Source organism: Actinomyces oris (assembly GCF_001553935.1).
Lineage (GTDB): Bacteria > Actinomycetota > Actinomycetes > Actinomycetales > Actinomycetaceae > Actinomyces > Actinomyces oris_A.
This window is the reverse complement of sequence record NZ_CP014232.1, coordinates 468944-495757: the sequence shown is the minus strand read 5'-3', so window position 1 is coordinate 495757 and position 26814 is coordinate 468944. Positions and strand designations below refer to the sequence as shown.

Annotated in this window: 24 protein-coding genes; 13 read left to right on the top strand and 11 right to left on the bottom strand. The window is 62.3% G+C overall.

The window, feature by feature from the left end:
• Positions 1 to 3: 3 nt before the first annotated feature.
• The 11 genes from AXE84_RS02230 to AXE84_RS02190 form a co-directional block, all read right to left on the bottom strand.
• Positions 4 to 1725 (bottom strand): OmpA family protein, encoded by a 1722-nt coding sequence (locus AXE84_RS02230; protein ID WP_060956670.1) that lies wholly within the window; start codon positions 1723 to 1725, stop codon positions 4 to 6.
• 111 nt (positions 1726 to 1836) lie between these two features.
• The gene (locus tag AXE84_RS02225) at positions 1837 to 2079 is read right to left on the bottom strand and encodes a hypothetical protein (protein WP_236750099.1); all 243 of its coding nucleotides are present in this window, start codon (positions 2077 to 2079) and stop codon (positions 1837 to 1839) included.
• Between the two features lie 97 nt (positions 2080 to 2176).
• Positions 2177 to 2845 (bottom strand): response regulator transcription factor, encoded by a 669-nt coding sequence (locus AXE84_RS12370; RefSeq protein ID WP_081093022.1) that lies wholly within the window; start codon positions 2843 to 2845, stop codon positions 2177 to 2179.
• Positions 2842 to 4086 carry a sensor histidine kinase gene (locus AXE84_RS12365; protein ID WP_167542035.1) on the bottom strand — a complete coding sequence of 415 codons (1245 nt, stop codon included), beginning with the start codon at positions 4084 to 4086 and terminating at the stop codon, positions 2842 to 2844. Before AXE84_RS12365 ends, AXE84_RS12370 begins: the two co-directional genes overlap by 4 nt.
• Before the next feature lie 3 nt (positions 4087 to 4089).
• Positions 4090 to 4989, bottom strand: a complete 900-nt coding sequence (locus AXE84_RS02220; RefSeq protein ID WP_060956668.1) for a type II secretion system F family protein — start codon at positions 4987 to 4989, stop codon at positions 4090 to 4092.
• 2 nt (positions 4990 to 4991) lie between these two features.
• Positions 4992 to 5591 (bottom strand): type II secretion system F family protein, encoded by a 600-nt coding sequence (locus AXE84_RS13130; RefSeq protein WP_236750204.1) that lies wholly within the window; start codon positions 5589 to 5591, stop codon positions 4992 to 4994.
• A 338-nt stretch (positions 5592 to 5929) separates the two neighbouring features.
• Positions 5930 to 7219 (bottom strand): CpaF family protein, encoded by a 1290-nt coding sequence (locus AXE84_RS12360; RefSeq protein WP_081093020.1) that lies wholly within the window; start codon positions 7217 to 7219, stop codon positions 5930 to 5932.
• Positions 7220 to 7630: 411 nt separating this feature from the next.
• On the bottom strand, positions 7631 to 9160 hold the full coding sequence (locus AXE84_RS02210; protein ID WP_081093018.1) for an AAA family ATPase: 1530 nt from the start codon (positions 9158 to 9160) through the stop codon (positions 7631 to 7633).
• Positions 9160 to 9879, bottom strand: a complete 720-nt coding sequence (gene cpaB / locus AXE84_RS02205; protein ID WP_060956665.1) for a Flp pilus assembly protein CpaB — start codon at positions 9877 to 9879, stop codon at positions 9160 to 9162. The genes AXE84_RS02210 and cpaB overlap by 1 nt, the downstream gene beginning before the upstream one ends.
• A gap of 987 nt (positions 9880 to 10866) precedes the next feature.
• Entirely contained in the window at positions 10867 to 11676 is an 810-nt protein-coding gene (locus AXE84_RS02195) for a prepilin peptidase (protein WP_060956663.1), read from the bottom strand.
• 10 nt (positions 11677 to 11686) lie between these two features.
• Positions 11687 to 12133 carry a DUF192 domain-containing protein gene (locus AXE84_RS02190; RefSeq protein WP_081093017.1) on the bottom strand — a complete coding sequence of 149 codons (447 nt, stop codon included), beginning with the start codon at positions 12131 to 12133 and terminating at the stop codon, positions 11687 to 11689.
• A gap of 454 nt (positions 12134 to 12587) precedes the next feature.
• On the opposite strand from AXE84_RS02190, the gene rpsL reads away from it, so the two are divergent.
• The 13 genes from rpsL to rpsS all read left to right on the top strand — a co-directional run bounded on the left by rpsL (position 12588) and on the right by rpsS (position 26791).
• Complete coding sequence (rpsL, locus tag AXE84_RS02185; RefSeq protein ID WP_003786082.1) at positions 12588 to 12962, top strand: 30S ribosomal protein S12; 375 nt, start codon at positions 12588 to 12590, stop codon at positions 12960 to 12962.
• The gene (gene rpsG / locus AXE84_RS02180) at positions 12962 to 13432 is read left to right on the top strand and encodes a 30S ribosomal protein S7 (RefSeq protein ID WP_003786052.1); all 471 of its coding nucleotides are present in this window, start codon (positions 12962 to 12964) and stop codon (positions 13430 to 13432) included. Before rpsL ends, rpsG begins: the two co-directional genes overlap by 1 nt.
• A gap of 45 nt (positions 13433 to 13477) precedes the next feature.
• On the top strand, positions 13478 to 15619 hold the full coding sequence (fusA, locus tag AXE84_RS02175; protein ID WP_060956662.1) for an elongation factor G: 2142 nt from the start codon (positions 13478 to 13480) through the stop codon (positions 15617 to 15619).
• A 200-nt stretch (positions 15620 to 15819) separates the two neighbouring features.
• A complete protein-coding gene (gene tuf / locus AXE84_RS02170) occupies positions 15820 to 17010 on the top strand; it encodes an elongation factor Tu (protein WP_003789287.1) in 1191 nt (396 codons plus the stop codon).
• 316 nt (positions 17011 to 17326) lie between these two features.
• Entirely contained in the window at positions 17327 to 20209 is a 2883-nt protein-coding gene (locus AXE84_RS02165; RefSeq protein WP_060956661.1) for a CshA/CshB family fibrillar adhesin-related protein, read from the top strand.
• 150 nt (positions 20210 to 20359) lie between these two features.
• Entirely contained in the window at positions 20360 to 21967 is a 1608-nt protein-coding gene (locus AXE84_RS02160; protein ID WP_060956660.1) for a SpaH/EbpB family LPXTG-anchored major pilin, read from the top strand.
• Positions 21968 to 22204: 237 nt separating this feature from the next.
• Positions 22205 to 23443, top strand: coding sequence for a class C sortase (locus tag AXE84_RS02155; protein WP_060958109.1), 1239 nt, complete (start codon positions 22205 to 22207; stop codon positions 23441 to 23443).
• Positions 23444 to 23701: 258 nt separating this feature from the next.
• Positions 23702 to 24010, top strand: coding sequence for a 30S ribosomal protein S10 (gene rpsJ / locus AXE84_RS02150; protein ID WP_003786051.1), 309 nt, complete (start codon positions 23702 to 23704; stop codon positions 24008 to 24010).
• An 8-nt stretch (positions 24011 to 24018) separates the two neighbouring features.
• Complete coding sequence (gene rplC / locus AXE84_RS02145) at positions 24019 to 24687, top strand: 50S ribosomal protein L3 (protein ID WP_010614532.1); 669 nt, start codon at positions 24019 to 24021, stop codon at positions 24685 to 24687.
• A gap of 4 nt (positions 24688 to 24691) precedes the next feature.
• On the top strand, positions 24692 to 25336 hold the full coding sequence (gene rplD / locus AXE84_RS02140) for a 50S ribosomal protein L4 (protein WP_009403568.1): 645 nt from the start codon (positions 24692 to 24694) through the stop codon (positions 25334 to 25336).
• On the top strand, positions 25333 to 25635 hold the full coding sequence (gene rplW, locus AXE84_RS02135; protein ID WP_003786064.1) for a 50S ribosomal protein L23: 303 nt from the start codon (positions 25333 to 25335) through the stop codon (positions 25633 to 25635). Before rplD ends, rplW begins: the two co-directional genes overlap by 4 nt.
• A gap of 26 nt (positions 25636 to 25661) precedes the next feature.
• Complete coding sequence (gene rplB / locus AXE84_RS02130) at positions 25662 to 26498, top strand: 50S ribosomal protein L2 (protein WP_009747234.1); 837 nt, start codon at positions 25662 to 25664, stop codon at positions 26496 to 26498.
• 14 nt (positions 26499 to 26512) lie between these two features.
• On the top strand, positions 26513 to 26791 hold the full coding sequence (rpsS, locus tag AXE84_RS02125) for a 30S ribosomal protein S19 (RefSeq protein ID WP_003786073.1): 279 nt from the start codon (positions 26513 to 26515) through the stop codon (positions 26789 to 26791).
• Positions 26792 to 26814 lie beyond the last annotated feature (23 nt).

Sequence of the window (26814 nt, the reverse complement as noted above, 5' to 3'; positions counted from 1 at the left end):
CTTTCAGGTATTTTTGATGGGGATGTCGGTGAGGCGGAAGGCGAGGTCGGTGATGTGTTTGGTGGGTGCTGCGTGGTCGAGGGTGATGGTGTCGCCGCCGGGGTCGGGCCAGACGACGCAGACGGTGGTGGTGCCGGCCTTGATATGGGGAGTGAGCTGGAGCTCGGTGAGGGGGACGTGGGTCTTGAAGCCGGCGTCGAGGTAGTCGGCGGGGTAGATGCGTTCGCCTCCGGCCAGGAGGGTCAACCCGTCGGCGGCGCGCTCGGTGGGCTCGCTGCTGCCGTCCTCGCTGCGGGAGTTTGAGAAGAGAACCTCTTTGTCGCCGAGCCAGCGCTCGAGGCCGCTGGGGGCGGAGTCTGTCTTCGCGTTGATGGTGGTGTGGAGCTGTCCGAGGAGGTATCCGTTGGCGCGGGTGAGGTGGTCGACGGTGATGGTGAGCTGGGCGCCGTTGTCATGCTTGACGGTGACGCCGTCTGCGCCCTTGGCGACTGGTCCCTTGGGGTCGGGCAGCTTGCTGCTGGTGGGGTTAGGGGTCGCGCTGCTGCCGTTGGTGGGGGTGGTGGTGTTCTTTGGGGTGGTGCCGCCGGTGGGGGTCAGGGTGATCTCGACGCGCCGGTTGACGGCGCGGGCCTCGTCGCTGGTGTCGTTGACCTTGGGCTCGGACTCGCCCTTGCCCGAGACGGATGTCTGCCACTTGTCCAGGCTGGTGAGCTGTTCGAGCCTGGTCTTGACGGCGTTGGCTCGTTTCTCGGACAGGGTCTGGTTGTAGGCGTCGTCCTGGACGTCGTCGGTGTGCCCCACGATCGTCAGCGTCCCGCCGTCGGGGTACTGGGCCAGCTGGCCGGCGACGGTCTGGAGTTGGGCGTCGGTGGCCGAGGTGAGTTCGGCGGAGTCGGAGGCGAAGGTGACGTCTGATGCGAGGGTGACGGTGATGTCCTTGCTTCCGGTGTGGGTGCTGGTGGAGTCGTCCAGGGCCTTGGTGTAGCGCTCAATGGGCACCGGGGCGGCCAGCGCCTGGTCGGGCTCGGCCTCGTAGTTGGGGTTGGCGACGCTGTCGAAGGCCTTGTCGATGGCCTTGAAGTCGATGCCGGAGGCTGCTGCGGCGCTGCTGTCGAGGACGTTGACGGTGACGAATCCTGCTTGGGGGACGAAGACGGTGACCTCCTTGGCGTCCACCGGCCCGAAGAGCACGAAGCAGCTGGTGGACTCACCCGGCTTGAGCGATAGCTTGTTGTAGTTGTCTTTGGCCTTGTTCTCGATGCTGGCGGTGGCTAGCCACGCCCGGTTGGTGGGCAGGTCCAGCAGACGCACCCCGTTGGCGCCCCAGTCGGATGTCCTCAGGCGTCCGGGGCGTGACAAAGGCCGGGATGCCTCCAAGGTGTTGCTGCTGCTGTCGCTTGTGGAATCTGCGATGTCCTTGACTGCGGGGTCGTCCTTGGCTCGCGTCAGCTTCAGGGCCAGCACGGTGGTCTTCTCGTCGCGGCGCACCAGCGGTGAGACCTGGATCCCCAGGTGGTGACCCATGACGTGGGCGTCGAGCTCCTGCCAGCCCTGAGGTGCACCCGACGCCGCAGGCACGGCCGTCCCTGACGACTTGTCTGCCGACGCGGACGCTGAGGTGGAGCCGGCCTGACCCTTCGACTGCCAGGGAAGCTTGCAGCCGGCCAGCACCGGCAACCCCACACCAGTCAGGAACAATCCGGACAGAAACACACGACGACGCATCGGCATAGGTCCTTTCAAAACAACCAGACAAGTGCGCCTAGGTGCGACGGAATGTCATCCAGAAGGCACCTAGGCGACTTGCGGAGTGATGAGCTGTTCATAAGCTCAGAGTCACTTACCGTCCCTTCCGAACTCGACTTTGTTGATCGCGTTGGTGATCTTACCGGCGAGGGACCTCCCGATGTTCTCTCCGGAGTCACCGCTGATGACGTAGAGAATCATACCGATAATGGCGACTACGACGAAGGCTACGCCGACGTACTCGACGACGGCCTGGCCGCGCTCGCTGTCACGCAACCTCGTCCAAGCAGTCTGAATGCGGACCTGGAGTCGGAGCAGGGCGTTGTTGTTCATGTTGATGTACCTCTCTGTTTTGTGATGAGTTGAGCGGCACCCGAAACGCTGCATCAGGATGCGATGCGGTCTGCGAATGCCCTGTCAAAAGAAAACACTACGGGTGTTGGTCAGCCCTGTCTTGGGGCGATCGCCCCTGCCGGCGCCCTGTTGCCGCCCTGTGCCAGGCGGCGACCGCCTCAGACCTGTCATGAACCCCGATCTTGGGGTACGTAGCATTGATGTAGTTTTTTACCGTTCGTTCCGAAAGAAATAGTCGAGAGGCGATCTCCTGATTCGTTAAACCCTGCGCAGCCAATGACAAAATTTCAGCCTCTCGGTCTGAAAGTTCTGATAGCAGCGGATTGTATTCTTCATTCTGTGGGTCGCAAAAGAATACATCGGCAGCTTCCTGCCCCAGAACTAACCCACCATTTCGACAGGTCTCAATAGCCCCAGAGATCTCGTTAGTACCGAGTTGACCGTGAACTAAGTACCCCCTTGCTCCTCTCTCCAAGGCAAGACGAATCGTTGACGAATCTTGAGTAGATGTCAGCATAATGACTGAGGAAGATTGCGGAAGCTCCGGAAGAATATCGATGCCAGAACGTCCTGGCGGCATAAGGACGTCAAGCAGGATGACCTCCGGAGAATGAAGCGCAGCCATTTCAAGTGCGGTGAAGGCGTCTTCTGCCTCAAAAATCTCGCTGACATCTGCCATTCGTCCCAATACCGCCGAAAGACCTGCACGCACAATAGGATTATCATCAACAACCAGAACCTTCATGCTGCTCCTTCAACGGAATCCAGTGAATCGAGAGGCACCGTCAGGACGGTATGCACGCCGCCAGCGGCAGAGTGGCCATCTATCGTCAGTGTCGCATTGAGGATGTGAGCGCGCTCGAACATCCCTTCAATTCCGTAGTGACCCTCAGCGGGAGTGTGAACGCAGCCTGAAGACAAACCAATGCCGTTGTCGCGAATTTCTAGTGTCAATGACGTCGAGTCGACGCTAAGATCGACGAAAACGGTAGTTGCGTGAGCATGCTTCTCAATGTTGGTCAGTATTTCGCCAAGAATACGTTGGATGTGCCATACAACCTCAGAAGAAAATGGCTGGTGATCGGAACTGCCTCTGGTTTGAGAACAGACAACCTCGACTCCCGTGCGAGCACCCCAACGATATACTTGATCGATGAGCCAATCCAATAGGCTACTTTGCCCATGGTCGGTGACGCGCAATCCGTCTAGAATAAGACGCGCCTCCCTGCTAGCTTCATCTGCTGACTCAAAGAGAGTGCGACTTAGAGTGGAGTCTTGGTGCTGAGTCTCCTCGAGGTCGGCGGTCAGTGTCTCTGCCAACATACGAATACCATGAACACTCTTCGCAAGAGAATCATGTAAGTCTCTTGCAATGACTAGGCGTTCTGCAAGAGCCCGTTCTTCTGCTCGAATACTCATAGTTTCTTCAGTAAGTCTATCAATGTCTTCAAACTGGCTACGTAAACGATCACCCAAAACTATCGCGAAAACCACGCCCAAGGAAAGCACCACAAACACAGTAAGTGATGTCGCCAATGTCTGTGACTGAGAGCGCGATAAGGCCAAGGCAACAATGACGGCGCTAGACCAGATAACTTTATATGATAAGTTAACTAGAAGTCCCTCTAAAAGCGCAGAAGTCAGAATGTAAGCGAATAGAAGATGCTGAATTCCGTAGTAGTTCTCGCGCAGAGAGAATATCAAGATCACACTAATCGCGAGATCCGAAAGAGGGAAATAAAATCCATTCACTAGCGCTTGTGGGAACTTCGAAAACAGATGCAATGGCAGCCAGCTCATCGCCATCGTCAATAGAATCTGTAGAATGTCAAAGAAATTTGCTTCGGCGGTCAACAATGCGATTTCACAGGCAAGTAGTATTCCAAGCCGAACATCACAGACCATACCGACCGCCCCCGAGAGCGAACGATTTAGAATCAACTGAGAATGGGACTGTTTGAACACGCCTGAAGTCACCTCTGACATCATCTACCCTTTAAAAATCTTGCTAAACACATCTCCATACGCGTAATACATTCCTCCCATCATGAGAATCATAGTGCCAGGCATCATTGTGACTGTTGCAATGAAAGCGACCTTCGGTGATGTCTTCGCGGCGGCTTGACGGACTTGTTCTGCACGCTCGCTTCTGATCTCTTTTACTATGGATTGGAGTGCATCTGCAATAGGAGTGCCGAGTTCTTCGGACTGCAGGAGCGCCACCACGAACGAATCGAAGTTGTCAGAGTCGCATCGGTCCTTGACATTGAGGAATGCCGTCCTGAAGGGCACTCCCATTCGTATTTCACGAAGTGTAGTCATCATTTCATCGGAAAGAGGACTAGCGTAGTGCCCACACACTCGCTCGAGCGCGTTTCGGAATGGTGTTCCGGAGCGAACTGTGACGGTCAGAACGTCCAGAAAGTCTGGTAGGTCTCGATCTATCCTACTTCGCCTGCGCCGCAGTTCGTAGAATAGCCAGATCTGCATCCAGGTAGAAAAAAGCAGTCCGAACGCGACTCCTAAGTAAATGTTCCCCACTGCCGTAAATAGAACCAGTATGATTGCGGACAGGACTATGAAACCCGATTCTCTTTGAATATACTGATCCAAAGTAAGGTTCTCGGGATTACCTGCACGCCTGATTCGCTTGCCCAGCGCGTCTAGACGCTTCTCGCCGTATACCCTTCGAAGGGTTCTTTGCGCGCGTAATCCAAGGCCGTCGATGATAGCATAAAATGGACGACGTCTTTCTTCAGGCGAGTCGACGTCGCTTCCGGCAGTGACCTCAACATACTTTTCGGCGCCTTCTCTCCGAATGATGCGAACGCCGTACGCAGACATGAGAACCAAAAAAGAGGACAAAGAAGCAATGATGACTGGCAGCATTGTCACACCTCAACTCGCGAGAATATACGCATCAGGATGATTCCCGAGAAAATACACAACAGTGAGGACAGCAGGATAATCTGTCCCAAAGTTGTCCTTGCCATCTCGTCAAGAACCCCAGGCTTCATTGCATTGATCAGTAGAACAGCCGCTATCCCGATGAAAGGAACGATGTATCCGCTCACGGAGGCACTCAATATCGCGGTACGCACTTCTCGACGGAGTTGCTTTCGATCCTCTAAGGCTCTCGCTATGTCCTGTAGCGCTGAGACAAGAGCACCACCCGACCGAGACTGGATGACAATGGTGCGCACGAGTATGTTGAGCTCACGGGACGGCATTCGATCAGACATGCTGTTCATGGCGTACTCCAACGATCGCCCCAAGGATAGTTGAGCGACCACCTGCTGGAGCTCGGTTCGAGCTGGATCCGACGATTCTTGCGAAGCAAGTGCAAGCGCCCTCTCTATTGACAAGCCTGCGGACGTCCCGTTAGAGAGAGTTCTAGACACCTCGGGAAGTTGGTCTACGAACCGCTCGGTACGTTGTAGTATCTTTCGTTGAAGCCAACGAAAGAAAAATAACGGAGTAGAAAGCGCCATAATCATGCCGGCAATATTCCCAATAAACTGGCGGCATGCCAGGTATACGAGCAACATCGTACTTCCAAGAACTAGCTCAGTCGATAGTGCACTCCATCGTAGTCCAGCCCGAGACAGGCGTCTACGTAATGGTAGGTTGAAGAACAGATTGTTGTACTTGAATGCCAACTCTCTCAGTGGCTGTCGTTTGCTGTTGGATGTCGCACCTAGACCATATTCAATCACGCTGGTCCGCGAGGTATTGCTGCTTAAAGTGATGACCGCAAAACAGCCAGTCATCAAAGTGACTAACGTGCAAACGAAAATCAATGGCGTATCGATCATTGTAAGACCCTCGCTCAACTCGCAGAAGTTTCGACACGGATGCCGCTTCTTTGAAGACGTTGTTTTACGTTGTCGGGCAGTCCGCGGAACTCGAAATGGTCCCCCAGTTCTCCGTCGTTCTTGACGTGGCGTAAAAGAACAGTTGTTGAATAGTGTTCACGATGTTCTGAAACCACCGTTTCGATCGTATTGACGCGACGCATGCCTTGAGAATCTCTTTCAAGTTGTACTATGATGTCAATAGCTCCGTTGATTTGATCCCTGATGGTATCCACTGGAAGTGTCACGTCAGACATCGTGGCTAGTGTTTCAAGCCGGCTTAAGGCGTCGATCGGCGAATTGGCGTGGACTGTTGTAAGTGAGCCTTCATGGCCGGTATTCATGGCCTGCAGCATGTCCAGCGCCTCGCCCCCACGAACTTCACCAACAATGATTCTATCGGGGCGCATGCGCAGTGAATTTTTCACCAAGTCACGGATAGTTACCTGCCCCTTGCCCTCAATATTGGGCGGTCTTGCTTCAAGACGCACGACGTGAGGCTGTTGCAACGAGAGCTCCGCGGCATCTTCGATTGTGATGATACGTTCATGGTCTGAAATCACGCCGGAAAGGGCGTTGAGGAAGGTTGTTTTTCCTGTGCCAGTTCCTCCGGAGACTAGAATGCTGAAACGTGCGGCAACCAGTGCCTCAAGAAATTCGGCAGCTTCTGAAGGAATGCTGTTGCGGTTGACGAGGTCAGAGAGTTGGAACGGTTGAGGAAATCGACGAATGGTGATGCTGGGTCCGTCGAGAGCCAATGGAGGGATAATGACGTTAACACGCTCGCCTCCTGCCAGACGGGCGTCCACCATAGGACTTGATTCGTCGACGCGGCGATTCACCGATGAGACGATGCGGTCAATAAGCCGGTATATCTCGGCTTCCGACGTGAACTTTGTTGGTACCCGTTCGATTCGGCCGGAACGTTCAATGAACACATCGTCGACTCCGTTGACCATGATTTCAGTGACCGTTTCATCTGCGATCAGGGGTTCGAGCACTCCTAAGCCAACGGCGTCATCGATGACTCTTTTGATGAGCCAAGCGCGCTCGCGAGGCGTCATGACGGGGCCTTCAAGCGAGAGCAGCCTTGAAAGCACTCTTTCTAGGCGTGCACGTTGCTGAGCCAGCTCAAGCTCGGCAACCTCCTCCAAATTGATTTCGTCAAGAAGGCGAGCTTTGTAGAGCGTGACGAGGTCCTCCTTGTCTTTGGAGGATCGAGTTGATTTAGAAATCGGGACGGAAATACGATCTCGGAGTGCCATGTCAGCCCTTGGGGAAGTCTGCTGTTCTTGTCACTGTGACATTCTTGCTCGTGAACGATGGAATACCGATAGGTACGCGGGCGGTTACTTTGACGCAGTGCTTGTCTTTGCATGTGTCCGACACGGACTCCAACTGCACCCATTTAGGAAGTGCATCACGTGCCGCCTGTTCGGGGGAACGGCCTAGCATCGCTGCACGAGCGCCATCTCGGGCGGCTGCACTCACCGACGTTACGGTGGATACTGCGAAGAACCCTTGTACAAGAAATATCGTGACTAGCACAAGGATTGGAATGAACGCCACAAGTTCTATATCAAGGATCCCCTGTTCGTCACGACGTAGTCGGCGTGACAGCTTTCTACCGCACGACGCGATATCAAGACCGTTGTTGCTTATGATTGCTGAACGCATTATTTCTCCCAAACGATTCCGGCGTCGGCGGAAGTGGTGATGTCAATGACCGACGGGATGGGAAGAGTAACGGTTACGTTGTTGGAGCCAGAACGGGTGATCTTCAATCCTTGAACGTACGTGTCAGGTAGCTTTTGTGCGACGACCTGTTGTACTTGGGTTGGAGTCTTACCAGTCCCGTAAGCACGTGCCGCTTCGTTGGCTGCGTTTGTGGCATACATGTATGTCACCCCGATGCTGAGCGCCTGGACGCACATCAAGATTGCGGCTGTTGCCAGAGCGAACACAATGGGGAACTCTACGGTGATTTGCCCTCGCTCTGTGCGACGAAGCCAGCGTCGTCGTGTCGACTTGGTCGGACTGGTCGTTTGATGGACAGCGGCATCCGGAGACGCTGCAGTGTATCTTGAGATGCTGTCGGACAGAGAGCGGGCAGCTTTAGCCATCGAGGGGACTTTCGAGGTCAGTAGAGTGTTCGAGTTCACTGCCATCTCGATGTGTGCTGTGAGGTCGGGAACGCTGGTGGCCAACGCTATTCCGGTCATTTTCGCAGCTGTGGTGGGCTGGATCTCGCGTCGCCGTGTGGTCATATTGACCACCAGCCCGAAAGAGCGCCCAAGTGATATGTCGAGCCGATCGAGAGCGTCAGTCAGGCGACGTACGGAGCGCAGAGCCGGTGCGTCGGGCGTTGCCACGATGAGCACTTGGTCGGCAGAGTCAAGGCCCATGGCCAGAACGTCGTCGAGCCGGCAACCGCAGTCCAGAATCACATGGTCGAACTGGTAGCGCAGCATGGCAAGAATCTGGCGTGTGGCGGACTCAGTAAGGGCCTCGCCTGTTTCACCCTGTTCTGGGGCGGGGAGAAGGGAGATGCCACCGGGGAGCGGATACATGACTTCGGCAATTTCTCGTGTACTGGCCTCGGCTGCTATGTCGGCCAGATCGGCGATGGATCGACGCACCGAGATACCTGTCATTGCAGCGAGATCGCCGCTACGGACATCGAGATCCACCAAGCAGGTGCGAGTTCCCTGAGCGAGTTGCGCTGCAGCCATGAGTGCCATCGTTGATGTTCCCACACCTCCCTTGGCGCCCACGATGGCGGTAATCGTGCCCTGGCGACGTGTGGTGAGCTCTTCTCTGCTTGACGCTTCGCTCCGAACTGCACGTGACCATGCCAGAACAGGAAGAAGACGGTTTGTTATCTCCTCGAGTGACAACGGAAGAGCCAGGACGGTCCTTGCGCCGGAGTCCATTGCTGCGACAACACTCTCGGACGTGTGAGTCCGGCTCAACAGGACGACCGGGATGAGTGGGTAGGCACGGGAAAACTCTTGAACGGTGGGCATAGCCGCGTGCGGCGCCAATGCCTCGTCGACCAAGACGCATGATGTGACGTCGGGATCTATGTATTCTCTCAGCTTCTCGGGCGAGGCCACCGTGCGGACTTCGCCGATCCCTTCTGCTTCCGCAATGGCCGCCAGTACCTGCTGACGCGTCTCTTCGTGGTTCGTCACTAGATACAGCATCAGCTTGCTCCTTGAGCAGGAGTTCCGTTGTTGGCGGAGTATTCTTGGGTCTTGGCACTTCCCTGGTCTCCGTCGCGGCGCAATAGGAGACGGACCTTTGTTGAGTAGCTCTCGGCGTAGGCAAGCTTGAGTGATTGCTCAGGCGTCAGCGAGAAGGTCACGGGAAGGCTGTCTTTTTCTTCTGAGAAATTACCGTCGCTGTCCTTTTCTTGTACCTTCGTCACAACGCCGACTTCAGTGATGAGGGCATTCTCAATAATGATCTCAGCCTTTTGGGCTTTAGAGTTCGGATCCTCCAAGGTGGCGACGATGTCGACACGCGATCCTGGAGTTACCTTGCCGGCAACGCCTGTCTCTGCATCGATCATGATGGATATCTCACGATATCCCTCTGTTAACTGTGGAGGGTCTTGAAGCATGCTGGACTGCAGCACTGCGCCTTTGCTGTATGTGGCCGCCGTGACCTTTCCCTGGACGTCCTTGATGTCGTGCACTGCATCGTCGGGAACCCAGCGCTTGGGAACCTGCTCGGAGACCACGTCCTCCGCTTTGATTTCCTTGAGCTCAGTCACCTGCTGCGACAGCTTGAGAACAGTTGTCATGGGGCCCACCTGGGATGAGACCGACTGAACGTAACTGAAGACAGCCACGAAGGTCACCACTGCACCGAGGATCGTGACGAGAATGAGGAGGACGCCTCGTCGTTGACGTGGATTCATCGGGACTCCTTGTAGAGGTGAGAGGTTGACGTGTGGAGCGTCGAAGCTGACATGTTGGGCCACGTACCGCACAGCAGACACCCCTGAGGTAAACTCATGTGTCCGCAATATGTGCAGAACGTCTGAGATAGCTGAGCAAGTGTCTGTGACACGAGCGGTCCGGGATCGGCAATGAGCGCCGTCATCTCGGCCCAACACTTAGCCGGCCAGGTGTGGGATACGGAAAGTAAGGGTTCACGGTGAATGCCCAGAGAAGGTAAACTTCCTGTGACCCGGTTCTGCTTGTCATCGGCGGCCCAGATCGCCAGTGTCCCCTGTGGGGGCCGGTCCCAGGTGACAGCTTTCACCTTGGTGACGCGGCTTTGGCCTTGCCCCAAGGTGAGGGCAAAGCGAGAGCCGGGCATCATTGACTGCAGATGCTGGCCGATCGTGGGTGAGGGGTTGGTCAGCTTAGTGACAGAGGTGAGGGCAACTGTCGTTCGTAGTGTAGGCTGCAGCGCCTCGACAACCATTGGGGCCTGACCATAAGCCCGCGGGTGAAGCTGGGTGAGACAGTAGGCCAAGGCGCGGAAACGAGTCTCAGGTTCGTCCAAGGCCAGGACACCAAGGTCCCTGCGTTTGAAGACTCCCTGAATGGTTCGGGCAGCGTGCTCGTCTGATCCAGTTCGGCACAGCAGCAACGTGGGTGCCTGGTGAGACTGCTCGAGTATGGACGCCACATCGCCCAGATCCCAGTCCTTGGTCGCGTTCGTCTGAGACTGGGAACCGGTGAGCACGAGCATGAGACGGCCTTACATGTCTTGGCGGTGCGTCGAGCGCGAGGCCAAGGGGGGTTGGGGCTGGTGGGCGATGGTGTGAAAGTGATCTGCACAACAGTCGCGGTCGTGTTGGCGGATCACGAAGTTGTAACGGTCTATGACGTTATCACGACGCTCCTCGGGAATGTTTGTGTACTTCTCCCCATAGGGTGTGACGGTCGTCGTCATGTCAAACGATCGCCAGCGGCCAGGTGAGCAGGGCTCCTGCGATGAGGTATGGGCCGTAGGCCATGGGGTCCTTGCGTGAAGCCCTACGGGTGATGAGCAGGAACAGTGCGGCGATCCCGCCGAGGAAGACTCCGATGCACAGTCCGAAGACGAGCATCCAGGGGTCGAACCATCCCAGCCAGAGACCGATCACTGCGGTCAGTTTGACGTCTCCCAGTCCCAGGCCGCTACGAAAGAGCGCTAGCAGCAGGCTGATTCCGCCGGCTGAAAGTGCGCACAGCACGGCAGTGAGTGCCGAATGTGCCCTGCTGGGATCCAAGATGACCGCAACGATGCCGCATGAAGTCAGCCAGGCCGTCGTCGCCCCTAGGAGGCGGTTGGGGAGTAGGCGCGCCACGGCATCGACACTTCCGGCGCATCCGAGCAGCGCGTACACGGGGATGGCAGTGAGAGTCGCGGCGGTGGTGCCTATCCGACTGCCCCACCAGAGGCACAGGAAGCACAGAGTCAGGGCCAGTAGTCCTTGTGGTGCCGTGCCCAGGAGGCCGGGATGCTTGAGCGTCGGATACTCAAGCGAGGCGGGAGGTCCTGAGGCTTCTGAGAGTGGCTCGGTGGTGCCCCCTGCACGGGCTGTGGTGCCATCCGCAGCGTTTTCTGAGGTGGCCGTCTCGGAGCGCGCGCCTGCGTTAGACTCGCCCTCGTCTTTGAAGGGTTCTCGCACGTAGCGCCTTGTCCACGCGGAGACCGGGCCGGCGATGAGCGCAACGGAGCCGAGCGCCACGGCGCCGAGCACCCAAGGTTGGGGAGACATGAGGGGCCTTTCAGTGAGTCGAGCCGAGCATGGTGTTCTGGGCTTCCGCTGAATCGGGGGCGGCTCGTGGGTGTGGCTCGGCAGGGGATGGCGCCAGAATGCTCCCGCTACGGATTCCCAGGCGAGAAGCGTCTCCCTGTCGCATCTCGACGACGGCCCGTGCGAACAGTCGCGGCATGCCCATCCGGTTCGGCGGCATCGTCGTCACCGCGATGACCCTCCCACGGCGCCCCACGTAGATGACGTCGATCGTGTGGCGCATGCGGAAGCAGTGCACCCAGTTGCAACGAGTGATCCACAGAGCCCCGTCGATGGAGTCGGTACCCAGCAGGCCGATATTGCGCTCGCGCCGGGTGTGTGCGGTCCACAGCGCCAGCCCGGTATCCTGCCCGTCCACGGTGAGGCGGGGAAGCGTGTCTACCGGATCGGTGGACCAGGTGGGAGTCGTCGTACTCATACCCAGCGATGGTAGGGGGAGCAGCCTGAGTAATGTCAGGGGCGTTCGCCCCGTCGTTGCGGGGTGCGGCCGGTGGCGCTGTTCGAGTATGGCGTGTCCAGCACCACGCCCTCACCTCGCCCTCCGCCCTGGCGCCTTCACGCGGCGAACGGGTAGCCTGGCCGACGGTGCCCGCAGACGGGTCACCGCATCTCCATTCCGTTCCCAGCGACGTCGGCTTCGTCCAGGCCTCAGGCCTGCTCGGCTCAAGTGCGACATCGTGACGCGGGTCTGCCGCGGCGGGAACCGACGGGCCCCTGACTGCGGGGCTCCGGACGTCGTCATCGGGCTCGCCCCGACCCCGGCGGGCCGGCCCTCTCCGCGGTGACGTGCGCCGTCGAGCCACCAATGGGGGAGCGGCCCGGCACGCAGGCAGCAGCCAGATACAGACTCACGTCCCCATGGAGAATCAGTAGTGCCTACCATTCAGCAGCTGGTCCGCAAGGGCCGCTCGACGAAGCGCTCCGCGTCCAAGACGCCGGCGCTCAAGGCCAGTCCGCAGCGCCGTGGCGTGTGCACCCGCGTGTACACCACGACCCCTAAGAAGCCGAACTCCGCCCTTCGTAAGGTCGCCCGTGTGCGCCTGTCCACCGGTATCGAGGTCACGGCCTACATCCCCGGTGAGGGCCACAACCTCCAGGAGCACTCCATCGTGCTCGTGCGCGGTGGTCGTGTGAAGGACCTTCCCGGTGTCCGCTACCACATCGTGCGCGGCGCCCTCGACACCCAGGGTGTCAAGGGCCGCCAGCAGGCACGTTCCAAGTACGGCGCCAAGAAGGAGAAGAAGTAATGCCTCGTAAGGGTCCCGCACCCAAGCGTCCGCTCGTCGTCGACCCCGTCTACGGCTCGCCGGTCGTCACCCAGCTCGTCAACCGCGTCCTGCTGGACGGCAAGAAGTCCACCGCCGAGCGGATCGTCTACGGCGCCCTGGAGGGCGTGCGCTCCAAGACGGACCAGGACCCGGTCTCGGTCCTCAAGCGCGCTCTGGACAACATCCGCCCCGCCCTGGAGGTCCGCTCCCGTCGCGTCGGTGGCGCCACCTACCAGGTGCCCGTCGAGGTCCGCCCCGGCCGCGCCACCACCCTGGCGCTGCGCTGGCTCGTGGACTTCTCCCGCCAGCGCCGCGAGAACACCATGACCGAGCGTCTCATGAACGAGATTCTCGACGCCTCCAACGGCCTGGGCGCCGCGGTCAAGCGCCGTGAGGACATGCACCGCATGGCCGAGTCCAACAAGGCCTTCGCCCACTACCGCTGGTAGTGCCGGAATCAGCTCCGTACCCCACACGAACGAAGGACACCACCAGTGGCACTTGACGTGCTGACAGACCTCACCAAGGTCCGCAACATCGGCATCATGGCCCACATCGATGCCGGTAAGACCACCGTGACAGAGCGCATCCTGTTCTACACGGGCATCAACTACAAGATCGGCGAGACGCACGATGGCGCCTCGACGATGGACTGGATGGAGCAGGAGCAGGAGCGCGGTATCACCATTACCTCCGCGGCCACCACCTGCTTCTGGAAGAACAACCAGATCAACATCATCGACACCCCCGGACACGTGGACTTCACGGTCGAGGTCGAGCGCTCCCTGCGCGTGCTCGACGGCGCTGTGGCGGTCTTCGACGGCAAGGAGGGTGTGGAGCCGCAGTCGGAGACGGTGTGGCGCCAGGCGGACAAGTACAACGTCCCGCGAATCTGCTACATCAACAAGATGGACAAGCTGGGTGCGGACTTCGACTTCTCCGTCCAGACCATCCGGGACCGCCTCCACGCCACCCCGATCGTCCTCAACTTCCCGATCGGCGCCGAGAACGACTTCTCCGGCCTCGTCGACGTCCTGGAGATGCGGGCCATCCGCTTCCCCGAGAAGGACGCCGACGGCAAGGAGACCCGCGGCTCCGTCGTCGAGTACGAGGAGATCCCCTCCGAGCTGGTCGCCAAGGCCGAGGAGCTGCGCGCCCAGCTGGTCGAGACGGTCGCCGAGGCCGACGACGCCCTCATGGAGAAGTACCTCGAGGGCGAGGAGCTCAGCATCGCCGAGCTCAAGTCCGGCATCCGCAAGCTCACCGTGGCCGGTGAGGCCTTCCCGGTCCTGGCCGGGTCCGCCTTCAAGAACAAGGGCATCCAGCCCGTGCTCGACGCCGTCCTGGACTACCTGCCCTCCCCGCTTGACGTCCCCGACGTCGAGGGCCACGCCGTCGGTAACGAGGAGGAGGTGCTCACCCGTCCGGCCGACGAGAAGGCTCCCTTCTCCGCCCTGGCCTTCAAGGTGGCCACCCACCCCTTCTACGGCAAGCTCGTCTACGTGCGCGTCTACTCCGGCAAGGTCTCCCAGGGCGAGATGGTCCTCAACGCCACCAAGGGCAAGAAGGAGCGCATCGGCAAGCTCTTCCAGATGCACTCCAACAAGGAGAACCCGGTGGAGGAGGCCCACGCCGGCCACATCTACGCCTTCATCGGCCTCAAGGACGTCACCACCGGTGACACCCTGTGCGCCCAGGGCTCCCCGATCGTCCTGGAGTCCATGACCTTCCCGGACCCGGTCATCCACGTGGCCATCGAGCCCAAGACCAAGGGCGACCAGGAGAAGCTGGGTGTGGCTATCCAGAAGCTCTCCGAGGAGGACCCCACCTTCACCGTCTCCCTCGACGAGGAGACCGGCCAGACCGTCATCGGCGGTATGGGCGAGCTCCACCTGGACGTGTTCGTGGACCGTATGCGCCGCGAGTTCAAGGTCGAGGCCAACGTGGGTGCTCCGCAGGTCGCCTACCGCGAGACCATCCGCAAGAAGGTGGACAAGGTCGAGTACACCCACAAGAAGCAGACGGGTGGCTCCGGCCAGTTCGCCAAGGTGCAGATGAGCTTCGAGCCCCTCGTGGCCGACGAGGCCGCCGAGACCGCCGACGGCGAGAAGGCGCACTACGAGTTCGCCAACGCCGTCACCGGTGGCCGCGTGCCCCGCGAGTACATCCCCAGCGTGGACGCCGGGGTCCAGGACGCCATGCTCACCGGTGTCCTGGCCGGCTACCCGATGGTGGACATCAAGGCCACCCTCATCGATGGCGCCTACCACGAGGTCGACTCCTCCGAGATGGCCTTCAAGATCGCCGGTTCCATGGCGTTCAAGGAGGGTGCCAAGAAGGCCTCGCCGGTCCTCCTCGAGCCCGTCATGGCCGTCGAGGTCCGTACTCCCGAGGAGTACATGGGCGACGTCATCGGTGACCTCAACTCCCGTCGCGGCATGATCGCCTCGATGGAGGACGCCGTCGGCGTCAAGGTCATCCGCGCCAACGTGCCCCTGTCGGAGATGTTCGGCTACGTCGGTGACCTGCGCTCCAAGACGCAGGGACGTGCCGTGTACTCCATGACCTTCGACTCGTACGCCGAGGTTCCCAAGAACGTCGCCGACGAGATCATCGCCAAGGTCAAGGGCGCCTGACGCCCTGCCTCCGGGGTCCGCACCGGCTGCACGCAACCGCGGCGGACCCCGGCCCGACGGCGCCCCTCGGGTGCCGACCGGGACCCAGTTCAGTAAGATTTCCAACATCCACCAGTAGAGACTCTCGACGCCCGGGCGGCTAGCATGTGTGCTAGTCGAATCCCGACGAAGAGAACTACCCGAGTCCCAGGAGGACACCAGTGGCCAAGGCCAAGTTCGAGCGGACCAAGCCGCACGTCAACATCGGAACGATCGGTCACGTCGACCACGGTAAGACGACGCTGACCGCTGCGATCTCCAAGGTTCTGCACGACGAGTACCCCGAGCTGAACCCCTTCACCCCCTTCGACGAGATCGACAAGGCTCCCGAGGAGCGTCAGCGCGGTATCACCATCAACATCGCGCACGTCGAGTACGAGACCGACAAGCGCCACTACGCGCACGTCGACGCCCCCGGGCACGCCGACTACATCAAGAACATGATTACCGGTGCCGCCCAGATGGATGGCGCGATCCTCGTGGTCGCCGCCACCGACGGCCCGATGGCCCAGACCCGTGAGCACGTCCTGCTCGCCCGTCAGGTGGGCGTCCCCGCCCTCCTCGTGGCCCTCAACAAGTCCGACATGGTGGACGACGAGGAGCTCCTCGACCTGGTTGAGATGGAGGTCCGTGAGCTGCTGTCCTCCCAGGACTACGACGGCGACGAGGCTCCCGTCATCCGCGTCTCCGCTCTCAAGGCCCTCGAGGGCGACGCCGAGTGGGCCGGCAAGATCAAGGAGCTCATGGACGCGGTGGATGACTTCATCCCCACCCCCGAGCGTGACATGGACAAGCCCTTCCTCATGCCCATCGAGGACGTCTTCACCATCACCGGTCGCGGCACCGTCGTCACCGGTCGTGTGGAGCGCGGCAAGCTCCCGATCAACTCTGAGGTCGAGATTCTCGGTATCCGCGAGGCCCAGAAGACCACGGTCACCGGTATCGAGATGTTCCACAAGCAGATGGACGAGGCCTGGGCCGGCGAGAACTGCGGTCTGCTCCTGCGCGGCACCCGTCGCGAGGACGTCGAGCGCGGTCAGGTCGTCTGCAAGCCCGGCTCCATCACCCCGCACACCGAGTTCGAGGGCCACGTCTACATCCTCACCAAGGACGAGGGCGGCCGCCACAACCCCTTCTACTCGAACTACCGTCCGCAGTTCTACTTCCGTACCACGGACGTCACCGGTGTCATCACCCTCCCCGAGGGCACCGAGATGGTCATGCCCGGCGACACCACGGAGATGACCGTCCAGCTCATCCAGCCCATCGCCATGGAGGAGGGCCTCGGCTTCGCCATCCGTGAGGGTGGCCGCACCGTCGGCTCCGGCCGCGTCACCAAGGTCATCAAGTGACCCACTGACGCTCCGCGCCTCCGCGTAGCACCAGACCTCCCCGGTCAGAGCATCTGCTCTGACCGGGGAGGTCTTTTTCGTGTCCCATGACGGAAAAGGGCACAGCCGACCGTCAGCATGAATAGAAATATGAATGACACGATTTCCGCGTCTTCGTGATTCCGATGTAATGAATGGTGTCGCAATGCTATAACGGACGATTTCAGATCCATCACCGATCCTGTATTGCCCGGATACGTCAACTAAGTTAATCCCTGTTGCCAAGGGCATGGAGTCGACGCCTAAGAGAGGGCGGTCCCAGCGCTGTTGGTTCCTCATGAATTGGAGTGTGTTCCCTTTGCTGTCTCGTCGTGCCATCAAACCTCGCCTGCGTAGGCTCGTCGCCGGCGCTGCGGCACTCGCCTGCGTCGCTGCGGCGCTCGTGGGCACTGAGCAGCCTTCTGCCGGGGCGGCCCCGAGCGGGCTCCCCGCCGACGCGCTTCCGGCGGTCTTCGCTCAGGGCGGCACCAGCTGGTACCGGGACACCATCCAGTGGCTCCAGTGGGCGGACTACGACCAGAACTTCGCCGGCCAGACCAAGCCGAATGTCCCCGTGCTCGACTACGGGCAGCGCAGGACCTTCACCAACTACCGCGACCTGGGAGAGGCCGGATACCTGGTCACCACCTGCAATCTGTCCAATCTCAAGCACCTTGGTCACCAGAAGGGCTTCCCCGACGATCTTTCCCGCGGCCCGCTGGTCGCCACTATTCCGGGCACCTGGGCCGGTGACATCCTCGACAACCTCTACAACACCGGTGGCGCCGGGGGCTGGAGCGATGGCAGCTCGGAGTGGCACAACGGCCTGAAGTACCCGGACAACTACACCAACCACAACCGGATGGTCATCGGACTGGCCAACGGCTACGCCTACAACGGGGACAAGACCTGGGACGGCAGGGACAAGAACGACCGCCGGGCCAACCGCACGCCCACCGGCGGATACTCACGCATCAGCTTTGACGTCTCCTGCTCGGCAGCTGTCCAGGCCCCCGACGGCAGCTCCACACCGGTGGCCCTCAACGGCCTGGTCTTCGCCGACGCGGAGGCCTCCAACCCCGGCAGCACCAATGAGCCCTTCGACGGCGAGTGGATCCAGGCCGAGGTCCCCAGCAACCAGCGAGTCACCTGGCGCCTCCTGGACGGTGGGCGCTCCAGTAACTGCACGGACACCAGAGGACGTACCGGGCGGCCGGTCACGACCCGCGCGTCCTTCTCCAACGGGAACCACACCCTGAGGCTGGACAATACGGCACAGGAGTGCGTCTACCAGAACGGCGGAGGTTACTCCAAGCCCAACGGCATCGGTGGTCCCGCGGTCTCCATGTTCATGGAAGGGGCCACCAGCGCCACCATCACCATGCAGGGATCGGGCTACTCCGCTGTCGCCCTCGGGCTGGTCCTGGTCACCGACTTCGGTGACGCGCCGGTCTCCTACGGCAGCGCCTCCGCCCTCCTGCAGCCCAGGTGGGACGGTGGTGAGGTCACGAACCGCAACGGCTATGACCTGTTCGGTGGCCGCCTCATCAACACCACCCGCATGCAGCCCACCGGGCCCTACCTGGGCTCGGGTACTGACGCCGAGTCCCAGCAGCGCTTCAGCGACGGGGCCGACGGCGACGACAACGACGGCTGGTACGGCAACGACGAGGACGGTGTCTCCATCCCCGCCTCAGGCATTGAGACCGCCCCGGGACAGCAGTACACCACCAACGTCCGCTGCGGCGGCCGGGGAGCGGTGGCCGGTTGGATCGACTGGAACCACAACGGCGTCTTTGACGCCACCGAGAAGAGCGGTCAGACCACCTGTGACGGCTGGGGCAATGCCACACTGCGTTGGACCGTCCCCGAGGACGTCGTGCGCAGCATCGATGGAGAGGCCGGATCCCAGCCCCACACCTACCTACGGGTGAGGACAGCTGAGGCAGGAGTGAACCTCAAGCCCACCGGCAGCACGATGGGCGGCGAGGTGGAGGACTACCGGATCGCGGTGCGCGTCCCCACGATCCGGCTCGTGAAGAACGTCCAGGCCCCTTACACCGGGCAGGTCAGGGCCCTCGGGGCCGACCAGTGGACCCTCAAGGCCCAGCAGGGCAACGGTGGGGCGGCGTCCCAGCAGGTGACCGGCAACGTTGACACCGGGATCAAGGCGGTGCGTCCAGGACAGTACGTGCTCAGCGAGTCCTCCACGAACCCCCAGGCACCGGGCTACGAGGCGAGCGCATGGCAGTGCGCCCAGACCCCCGGGACGCGCGGCAGCTGGAGCAGCTCGAGCCTGACAGGATCCAACATCCAGGTGCGGGGCACCGATCGCCTCACCTGCTGGGTCACCAACACGACCAAGCCCGGAGCGCTGTCCTGGACCAAGGTCGACCAGGACGGTCAGACACCCCTGGGCGGTACCAGCTGGACCCTGACCGGTCCCGGCGTCCCCGCCGGCACCGTCGTCGAGGACTGCCAGGCGGCGGGCTGCCGCGGCGGCGCCTACCGGGACACCAACCCGGCTCCGGGTGTCTTCGAGGTCAGTGGACTGGCGTGGGGGAGCTACTCCGTCACCGAGAGAACCGCCCCCAGTGGATACCAGCGCCTGGACAAGACCTTGGCCTTCAACGACGTCTCCGGCGCCAACCTCAAGGCTGGGCTCAAGGACACCACCGGTGTCACCAGGGGAGCCGTGACCAACCAGCGTCTGACCGGAGCCGTGTCCTGGAAGAAGCAGGACACGAGCGGACATGCCCTGGGCGGCTCGGAGTGGACGCTCAGCGGCCCCGGAGTCCCGGCCAGGACCACCGTCACCGACTGCGTCATCGCCGGTGGCAGGGGACGGTGCCCGGGCGGCCCCTACGCCGATACGGACCCCGCGGCCGGTTCCTTCACCGTGACCGGCCTGCCCTGGGACACGCGCTCCTACTCCCTGGTGGAGAAGCGGGCTCCCGCGGGATACCGGCTTGACACGACGAGCCGCAGCTTCGCCATCAAGCCCAACGCCCTCCAGTACTCCTTCTCGAAGGCCTTCACCAACGAGAAGGCGGCCACCCCCCGCTTGCCCCTGACAGGCGGGCGCGGTGCGCACATCTTCCTGATCGCAGGAGCGGTCGTCTCCGCTCTGGCGATCTCCACCGGACTCCTCAGGAGGCGCCGTCACTGCAACCTCGACTGATCCGCCCACCGACCCACGCATGAAAGGTCGGAGGCGCCGGTGACGCCGTCGGACAAGACGGAGCCGTCCACCGGAGAAAGACTCCCTATCCATCTCCATACCACGCGTTCGCATCTCCCCGCGGCGCACAGTGAAAGGAAATCCCAACCCATGAAGCACAACGCCAGCACGCTGGGGCGTCGGGCTGCTGCCGCAGCCGGTGTCCTCACCCTGGCCTTCCTCGGCCTGGCCCCTTCGGCCGTGGCCACGGAAACGCCTAACTACGGCAACATCAAGACGGATGCGACGGGCTCCCTCGCCATCCACAAGCACCTCAACGGTGGTGGCAAGGACATCGGTAACCCCACCGGTACCCCGCAGAACGCGGACAGCAAGGGGACTCCCGTCCAGGGCGTCGTCTTCACCGCCTACCCGATCACCGACATCAACCTGAAGGACCCCGCCGGGTGGGACACGATCAGTGACCTGTCCAAGGCCGGCGTGCCGGACAGCGCCTGCACCAACCCCGCCGCCCCCACGCTGGGAGCGCACAAGTTCGGCACCCCCAAGGTCTCCCCGGCCACCAACGACGAGGGACTCGCCACGATCACGGAGATGCCGGTTCAGGCCTACCTCGTGTGCGAGACCACGACCCCCGGCAACATCGTCCAGAAGGCCAAGCCCTTCGTGGTGACGGTTCCTCACCCGAACACCGCTGCGGGCGCCGACGGCCAGTGGATCTACGATGTCCACGTCTACCCCAAGAACGAGGCCATCAGCGTTGAGAAGAGCATCCAGGAGCAGAAGCTCAACGGCTACGGTGTCGGCTCCCTCATCAAGTTCCCGGTGAGCTCGACGGCGCCGACTCTCGACGCCAAGTCCTTCTACAAGTACTTCCAGCTCAGGGACACCCTGGACGACCGCCTCACGGCGGTGACCGCCACTGAGGTCTCCCTCGAGGGCACGACCCTGGATCCCACCGACTACAAGGTGGACACCAAGGGGCAGACCGTCACCGTCACCTTCACCGCCGAGGGTCTGAAGAAGATCAAGGCCGCCCCCGGCAAGAAGGTGTCCGCCGTCTTCCAGGGCAAGGTGACCGAGGCCCGCAACGGCGCCATCACGAACCGGGCTCAGGTGATCAGCGACACCGTCTACGCCGAACAGCCCCCGACGCCCGAGGAGCCCCCGGCGAACCCTGAGAACCCGCCGACCTCTAACGAGGTGACTTCCCGCTGGGGCGACCTGCTCATCAAGAAGGTGGACAACCACCAGCAGGGCCAGGACAAAGCCGGCCTCCAGGGCGCTCAGTTCCAGCTGTACAAGGCCAAGAACGCCTACGCCGGTACCTGCACCAAGGACAAGGAAGGCGACCCCATCGCCATCAACGGCGAGACCACGCTGACCACGGACGCCCAGGGCGCCATCAACGTCAAGGGACTGTTCATCTCCGACTCCATCGACGGTGCGAACCGTGACAACCAGAAGGATGCCACCGCGCGCTGCTACGTCCTGGTCGAGACCAAGGCTCCGGCCGGCTACGTCCTGCCCGCCGGTGACGGCGCCGTGACCCCCGTCAAGATTGAGGTCGGTGCGGTGACCACGGACAACGTCACCATCGAGAACACCAAGCAGTCGGTTCCGGGCCTGCCCCTGACCGGTGCCAACGGCATGCTCATCCTGACCGCCTCCGGCGCGTCCCTGCTGATGATCGCCGTCGGCTCCGTCCTCGTGGCCCGCTACCGCGAGCGCAAGCAGAACGCGAACCTCGCGCTCTGATGACACCGGCTGTCGGTCGGGACCAGTGAGCCCCGGCCGACAGCCACGACCGCAAGGGCACCACCTCACCCACGTCGTGACCGGTTCTGAACCCGTCTCGATCGTGAGGTGGTGGCCTGAGCGGAACCGGTGCAGGCACTCGACGGACCCCGATCCGCCGGGCGCCTGCACCGCCATGTGCGAACCCGCACCATCCCCACCCCGACACACCCGACCCTGGAAGCGCACGAGGCCCCCATGATCTCTCGCAAAGCACGCACACCCCGCACCGCCCGGACTCCGCGCACCCGCGCCTCGAGCCTCCAGAAGCATCGTCGTCCCCGGGCCTGGCGCCTGTCGGTCTCCGCCCTGGTCACCTCCATCATGGCGGTGGTGGGCATGGGGCTGCTGACCTATCCGACGGCGGCCTCCTGGGTCTCCCAGTACAACCAGTCGAAGGTGACTGCCGACTACTCCGCCCAGGTCGATGGGGCTCGTCCAGATGCCAAGACCCAGGTCGAGCAGGCGCACGCCTACAACGACGCGCTCTCGGCCGGGGCGGTCCTGGAGGCCAACAACCACGTCCCCACCGGTGCCGGCTCCAGCAAGGACAGCTCCTTGCAGTACGCCAACATCCTCAAGGCCAATAACGAGGGCCTCATGGCCCGTCTCAAGATCCCCTCCATCTCCCTGGACCTGCCCGTCTACCACGGCACGGCCGACGACACCCTGCTCAAGGGCCTGGGGCACCTGGAGGGCACCTCGTTGCCGGTCGGGGGAGAGGGGACCCGCTCGGTCATCACCGGGCACCGAGGTCTGGCCGAGGCCACCATGTTCACCAACTTGGACAAGGTCAAGACCGGTGACAGCCTCATCGTCGAGGTCTTCGGAGAGGTCCTCACCTACCGGGTCACCAGTACCAAGGTCGTCGAGCCCGAGGAGACCGAGGCCCTGCGCGTCGAGGAGGGCAAGGACCTGCTCACCCTGGTGACCTGCACGCCCCTGGGCATCAACACCCACCGCATCCTGCTGACCGGTGAGCGCATCTACCCGACCCCGGCCAAGGACCTCGCGGCGGCGGGCAAGCGCCCTGACGTTCCCCACTTCCCCTGGTGGGCCGTGGGCCTGGCGGCGGGACTCATCGTCGTCGGGCTGTACCTGTGGCGCTCGGGCTACGCGGCGGCGAGGGCCAAGGAGCGCGCCCTGGCCAGAGCCCGGGCCGCGCAGGAGGAACCGCAGCCACAGACCTGGGCGGAGCAGATGCGGATCTGGATGGACGACGACGCCGGTGTCGAGCCCCAACGGTGGTTCACCGACCTTCCGGTACCTCCCCAGCCCTCCGAGATGGAGAACCTGGCGCTCCTGGAGGAGATCGCCTCGCTGTCCGCGCCGTCCGGCCGCTGGGATGATCAGGAGCTCATCGACACCGCTGAGATCCCGGTACTGGATGCGACACGCCCGAGCGCGGGGACCAGTGGGCGGACTCACAGGCTCTAGGCCCCATCCTGGGTTCCGCTGCCCGTGGGAGCCCTGATACCGTAATCCGGCCGGCCAAGGGTGTGCGCCTGTACGCCCCTGGTTGTGCCGCCCCGGGGTCACCCCGGGATTCATTCTGACGGACCCGTTCCTTCTGAACGGGTTTCCGTGTGTCCAGACCGGTTCACCGCCTTCCATCACGGGAGTGGCGCGCGTCCTGAAGCGACACGCCCGAGCGCGTGGACCGGCCAGAAGCAAGTACAAGAGAGGTTAGGCGCCATGGCGGGACAGAAGATCCGCATCCGGCTCAAGTCCTACGACCACGAGGTCATTGACTCCTCGGCGCGCAAGATCGTCGATGTCGTGACCCGCGCTGGCGCGACGGTCGTGGGCCCGGTGCCGCTGCCGACCGAGAAGAACGTGTTCTGCGTGATCCGGTCGCCGCACAAGTACAAGGACAGCCGCGAGCACTTCGAGATGCGCACGCACAAGCGGCTGATCGACATCGTCGACCCGACGCCCAAGGCCGTCGACTCGCTCATGCGTCTCGACCTGCCCGCTGACGTCAACATCGAGATCAAGCTCTGAGGACTGCCATGACAACGCTTAACACGCCGGCTGCCGCCGCGCCTGCCAAGGCGCTGCTCGGCACCAAGCTCGGCATGACGCAGATCTGGGACGAGAACGGGGTCCTGCGCCCCGTGACCGTCGTCCGGGTCGACACCAACGTCGTGACCCAGGTCCGCACCATCGAGACCGATGGCTACGAGGCCGTTCAGCTCGCCTTCGGCGACATCGACGCCCGCAAGGTCACCAAGCCGCTCGCCGGCCACTTCGCCAAGGCCGGGGTCGAGCCCCGCCGCCACGTGGCGGAGATTCGCACCTCCCTGGCGTCGGAGTTCACCCCCGGCCAGGAGCTGGCCGCTGACACCTTCGAGGTCGGCCAGCTGGTCGACGTCACCGGAACCTCCAAGGGTAAGGGTTTCGCCGGTGTCATGAAGCGCCACGGCTTCGCCGGTGTGGGCGCCTCCCACGGTGCTCACCGCAACCACCGCAAGCCCGGCTCCATCGGCGCCTGCGCCACCCCCGGGCGCATCTTCAAGGGCCTGCGCATGGCCGGTCGTATGGGCCACGCGCGCCGCACCGTCCAGAACCTCAAGATCCGCGGCATCGACGTTGACAAGGGCGTTCTGCTCGTCAACGGCGCGATCCCCGGCCCCAAGGGCTCGGTCGTCGTCGTCCGCACCGCCGTGAAGGGAGCCTGAGACCATGACTGAGGCACTCACCGTCGACGTCGTCGACTCCGCTGGCAAGAAGACCGGCAGCGTCGAGCTGCCCGCCGAGGTCTTCGACGCCCCCCTCAACATTCCGCTCATGCACCAGGTGGTCGTCGGCCAGCTGGCCGCGGCCCGCCAGGGCACCCACGCCACCAAGACCCGCGGCGACGTCCGCGGTGGTGGTCGCAAGCCCTACCGCCAGAAGGGCACCGGCCGCGCCCGCCAGGGCTCGACCCGCGCCCCGCAGTTCGTCGGCGGTGGCACCGTCCACGGCCCGCAGCCGCGCGACTACACCCAGCGGACCCCCAAGAAGATGAAGGCCGCCGCCCTGCGCAGCGCCCTGTCCGACCGCGCCCGCAACGGCCGCGTCCACGTCATCACCGAGTTCGTCACCACCACGGTGCCCTCCACCAAGAACGCCCTGGTCGCGCTGCGCAACCTCACCGACCGCAAGGCCCTGGTGATCGTGGACCGTCAGGACGACCTGTCCAGGCTCAGCCTGCGCAACGCCCCCGAGGCGCACGTCCTGTGGGCCGACCAGCTCAACACCTACGACGTCCTGAAGTCCGACGACGTCGTCTTCACGGCCTCTGGCCTGGACGCGTTCCTGGGCAAGGGTGAGGAGGAGTCCAAGTGAGCCTCGAGAAGTCCAAGAACCCCCGCGACGTCATCATTGCGCCGGTGGTCTCCGAGAAGTCCTACGCCTGCATGGACCGTGGCCAGTACACGTTCATTGTGGCGCCGGGATCCAACAAGACCGAGATCAAGCAGGCCGTCGAGGCCATCTTCGATGTCAAGGTCTCCTCGGTGAACACCATCAACCGCAAGGGCAAGACGCACCGCACCCGTACCGGGATCGGCAAGTCCAAGGACACCCGCCGTGCGATCGTCACCCTGCGCGAGGGGACCATCGACATCTTCGGTGATGTGGCCTAGTGCGCCACGGAAGGTAAAGGATCGATATGGGAATCCGTAAGTACAAGCCCACGACCCCGGGTCGTCGCGGCTCCTCCGTGGCCGACTTCGTGGAGATCACGCGCAGCACGCCCGAGAAGTCGCTGGTGCGCCCGCTGAGCAAGTCCGGTGGACGCAACTCCTCCGGCCGTATCACCACCCGCCACAAGGGTGGTGGCCACAAGCGCGCCTACCGTCTCATCGACTTCCGTCGTCACGACAAGGACGGCGTGCCCGCGAAGGTCGCTCACATCGAGTATGACCCCAACCGCACCGCGCGCATCGCCCTGCTGCACTACATGGACGGCGAGAAGCGCTACATCATCGCCCCGAACAAGCTCCGTCAGGGCGACGTCGTCGAGGCCGGCCCCAGCGCCGACATCAAGCCCGGCAACAACCTGCAGCTGCGTCACATCCCCACCGGTACGGTCGTCCACGCGGTCGAGCTGCGTCCCGGTGGCGGGGCCAAGATCGCTCGCAGCGCCGGCACCTCCGTCCAGCTGGTCGCCAAGGAGGGCAAGTACGCGCAGCTGCGCATGCCCTCCGGGGAGATCCGCAACGTGGAGGCCGCCTGCCGCGCCACCATCGGTGAGGTCGGCAACGCCGAGCAGTCCAACATCAACTGGGGTAAGGCCGGCCGTATGCGCTGGAAGGGCGTGCGCCCGACCGTCCGCGGTGTCGTCATGAACCCGGTGGACCACCCGCACGGTGGTGGTGAGGGCAAGACCTCCGGTGGTCGTCACCCCGTCTCGCCGTGGGGCAAGCCCGAGGGCCGCACCCGCCGTCCCAACAAGTCCAGCGACCGCCTCATCGTGCGTCGTCGTCGGACCGGCAAGAAGCGCTGATAGGAGCCTGAATCATGCCGCGTAGTCTGAAGAAGGGTCCCTTCGTCGACGACCACCTCCTTAAGAAGGTGGACGCTCAGAACGAGAAGGGCACCAAGAACGTCATTAAGACCTGGTCCCGCCGTTCGGTCATCACGCCGGACTTCCTGGGGCACACCTTCGCCGTCCACGACGGTCGTAAGCACGTGCCGGTCTTCGTTACCGAGTCCATGGTGGGCCACAAGCTCGGTGAGTTCGCTCCGACCCGCACCTTCCGCGGGCACGTCAAGGACGACCGCAAGTCGCGTCGCTGACGGACGTCGGAAAGTTTGAGAGG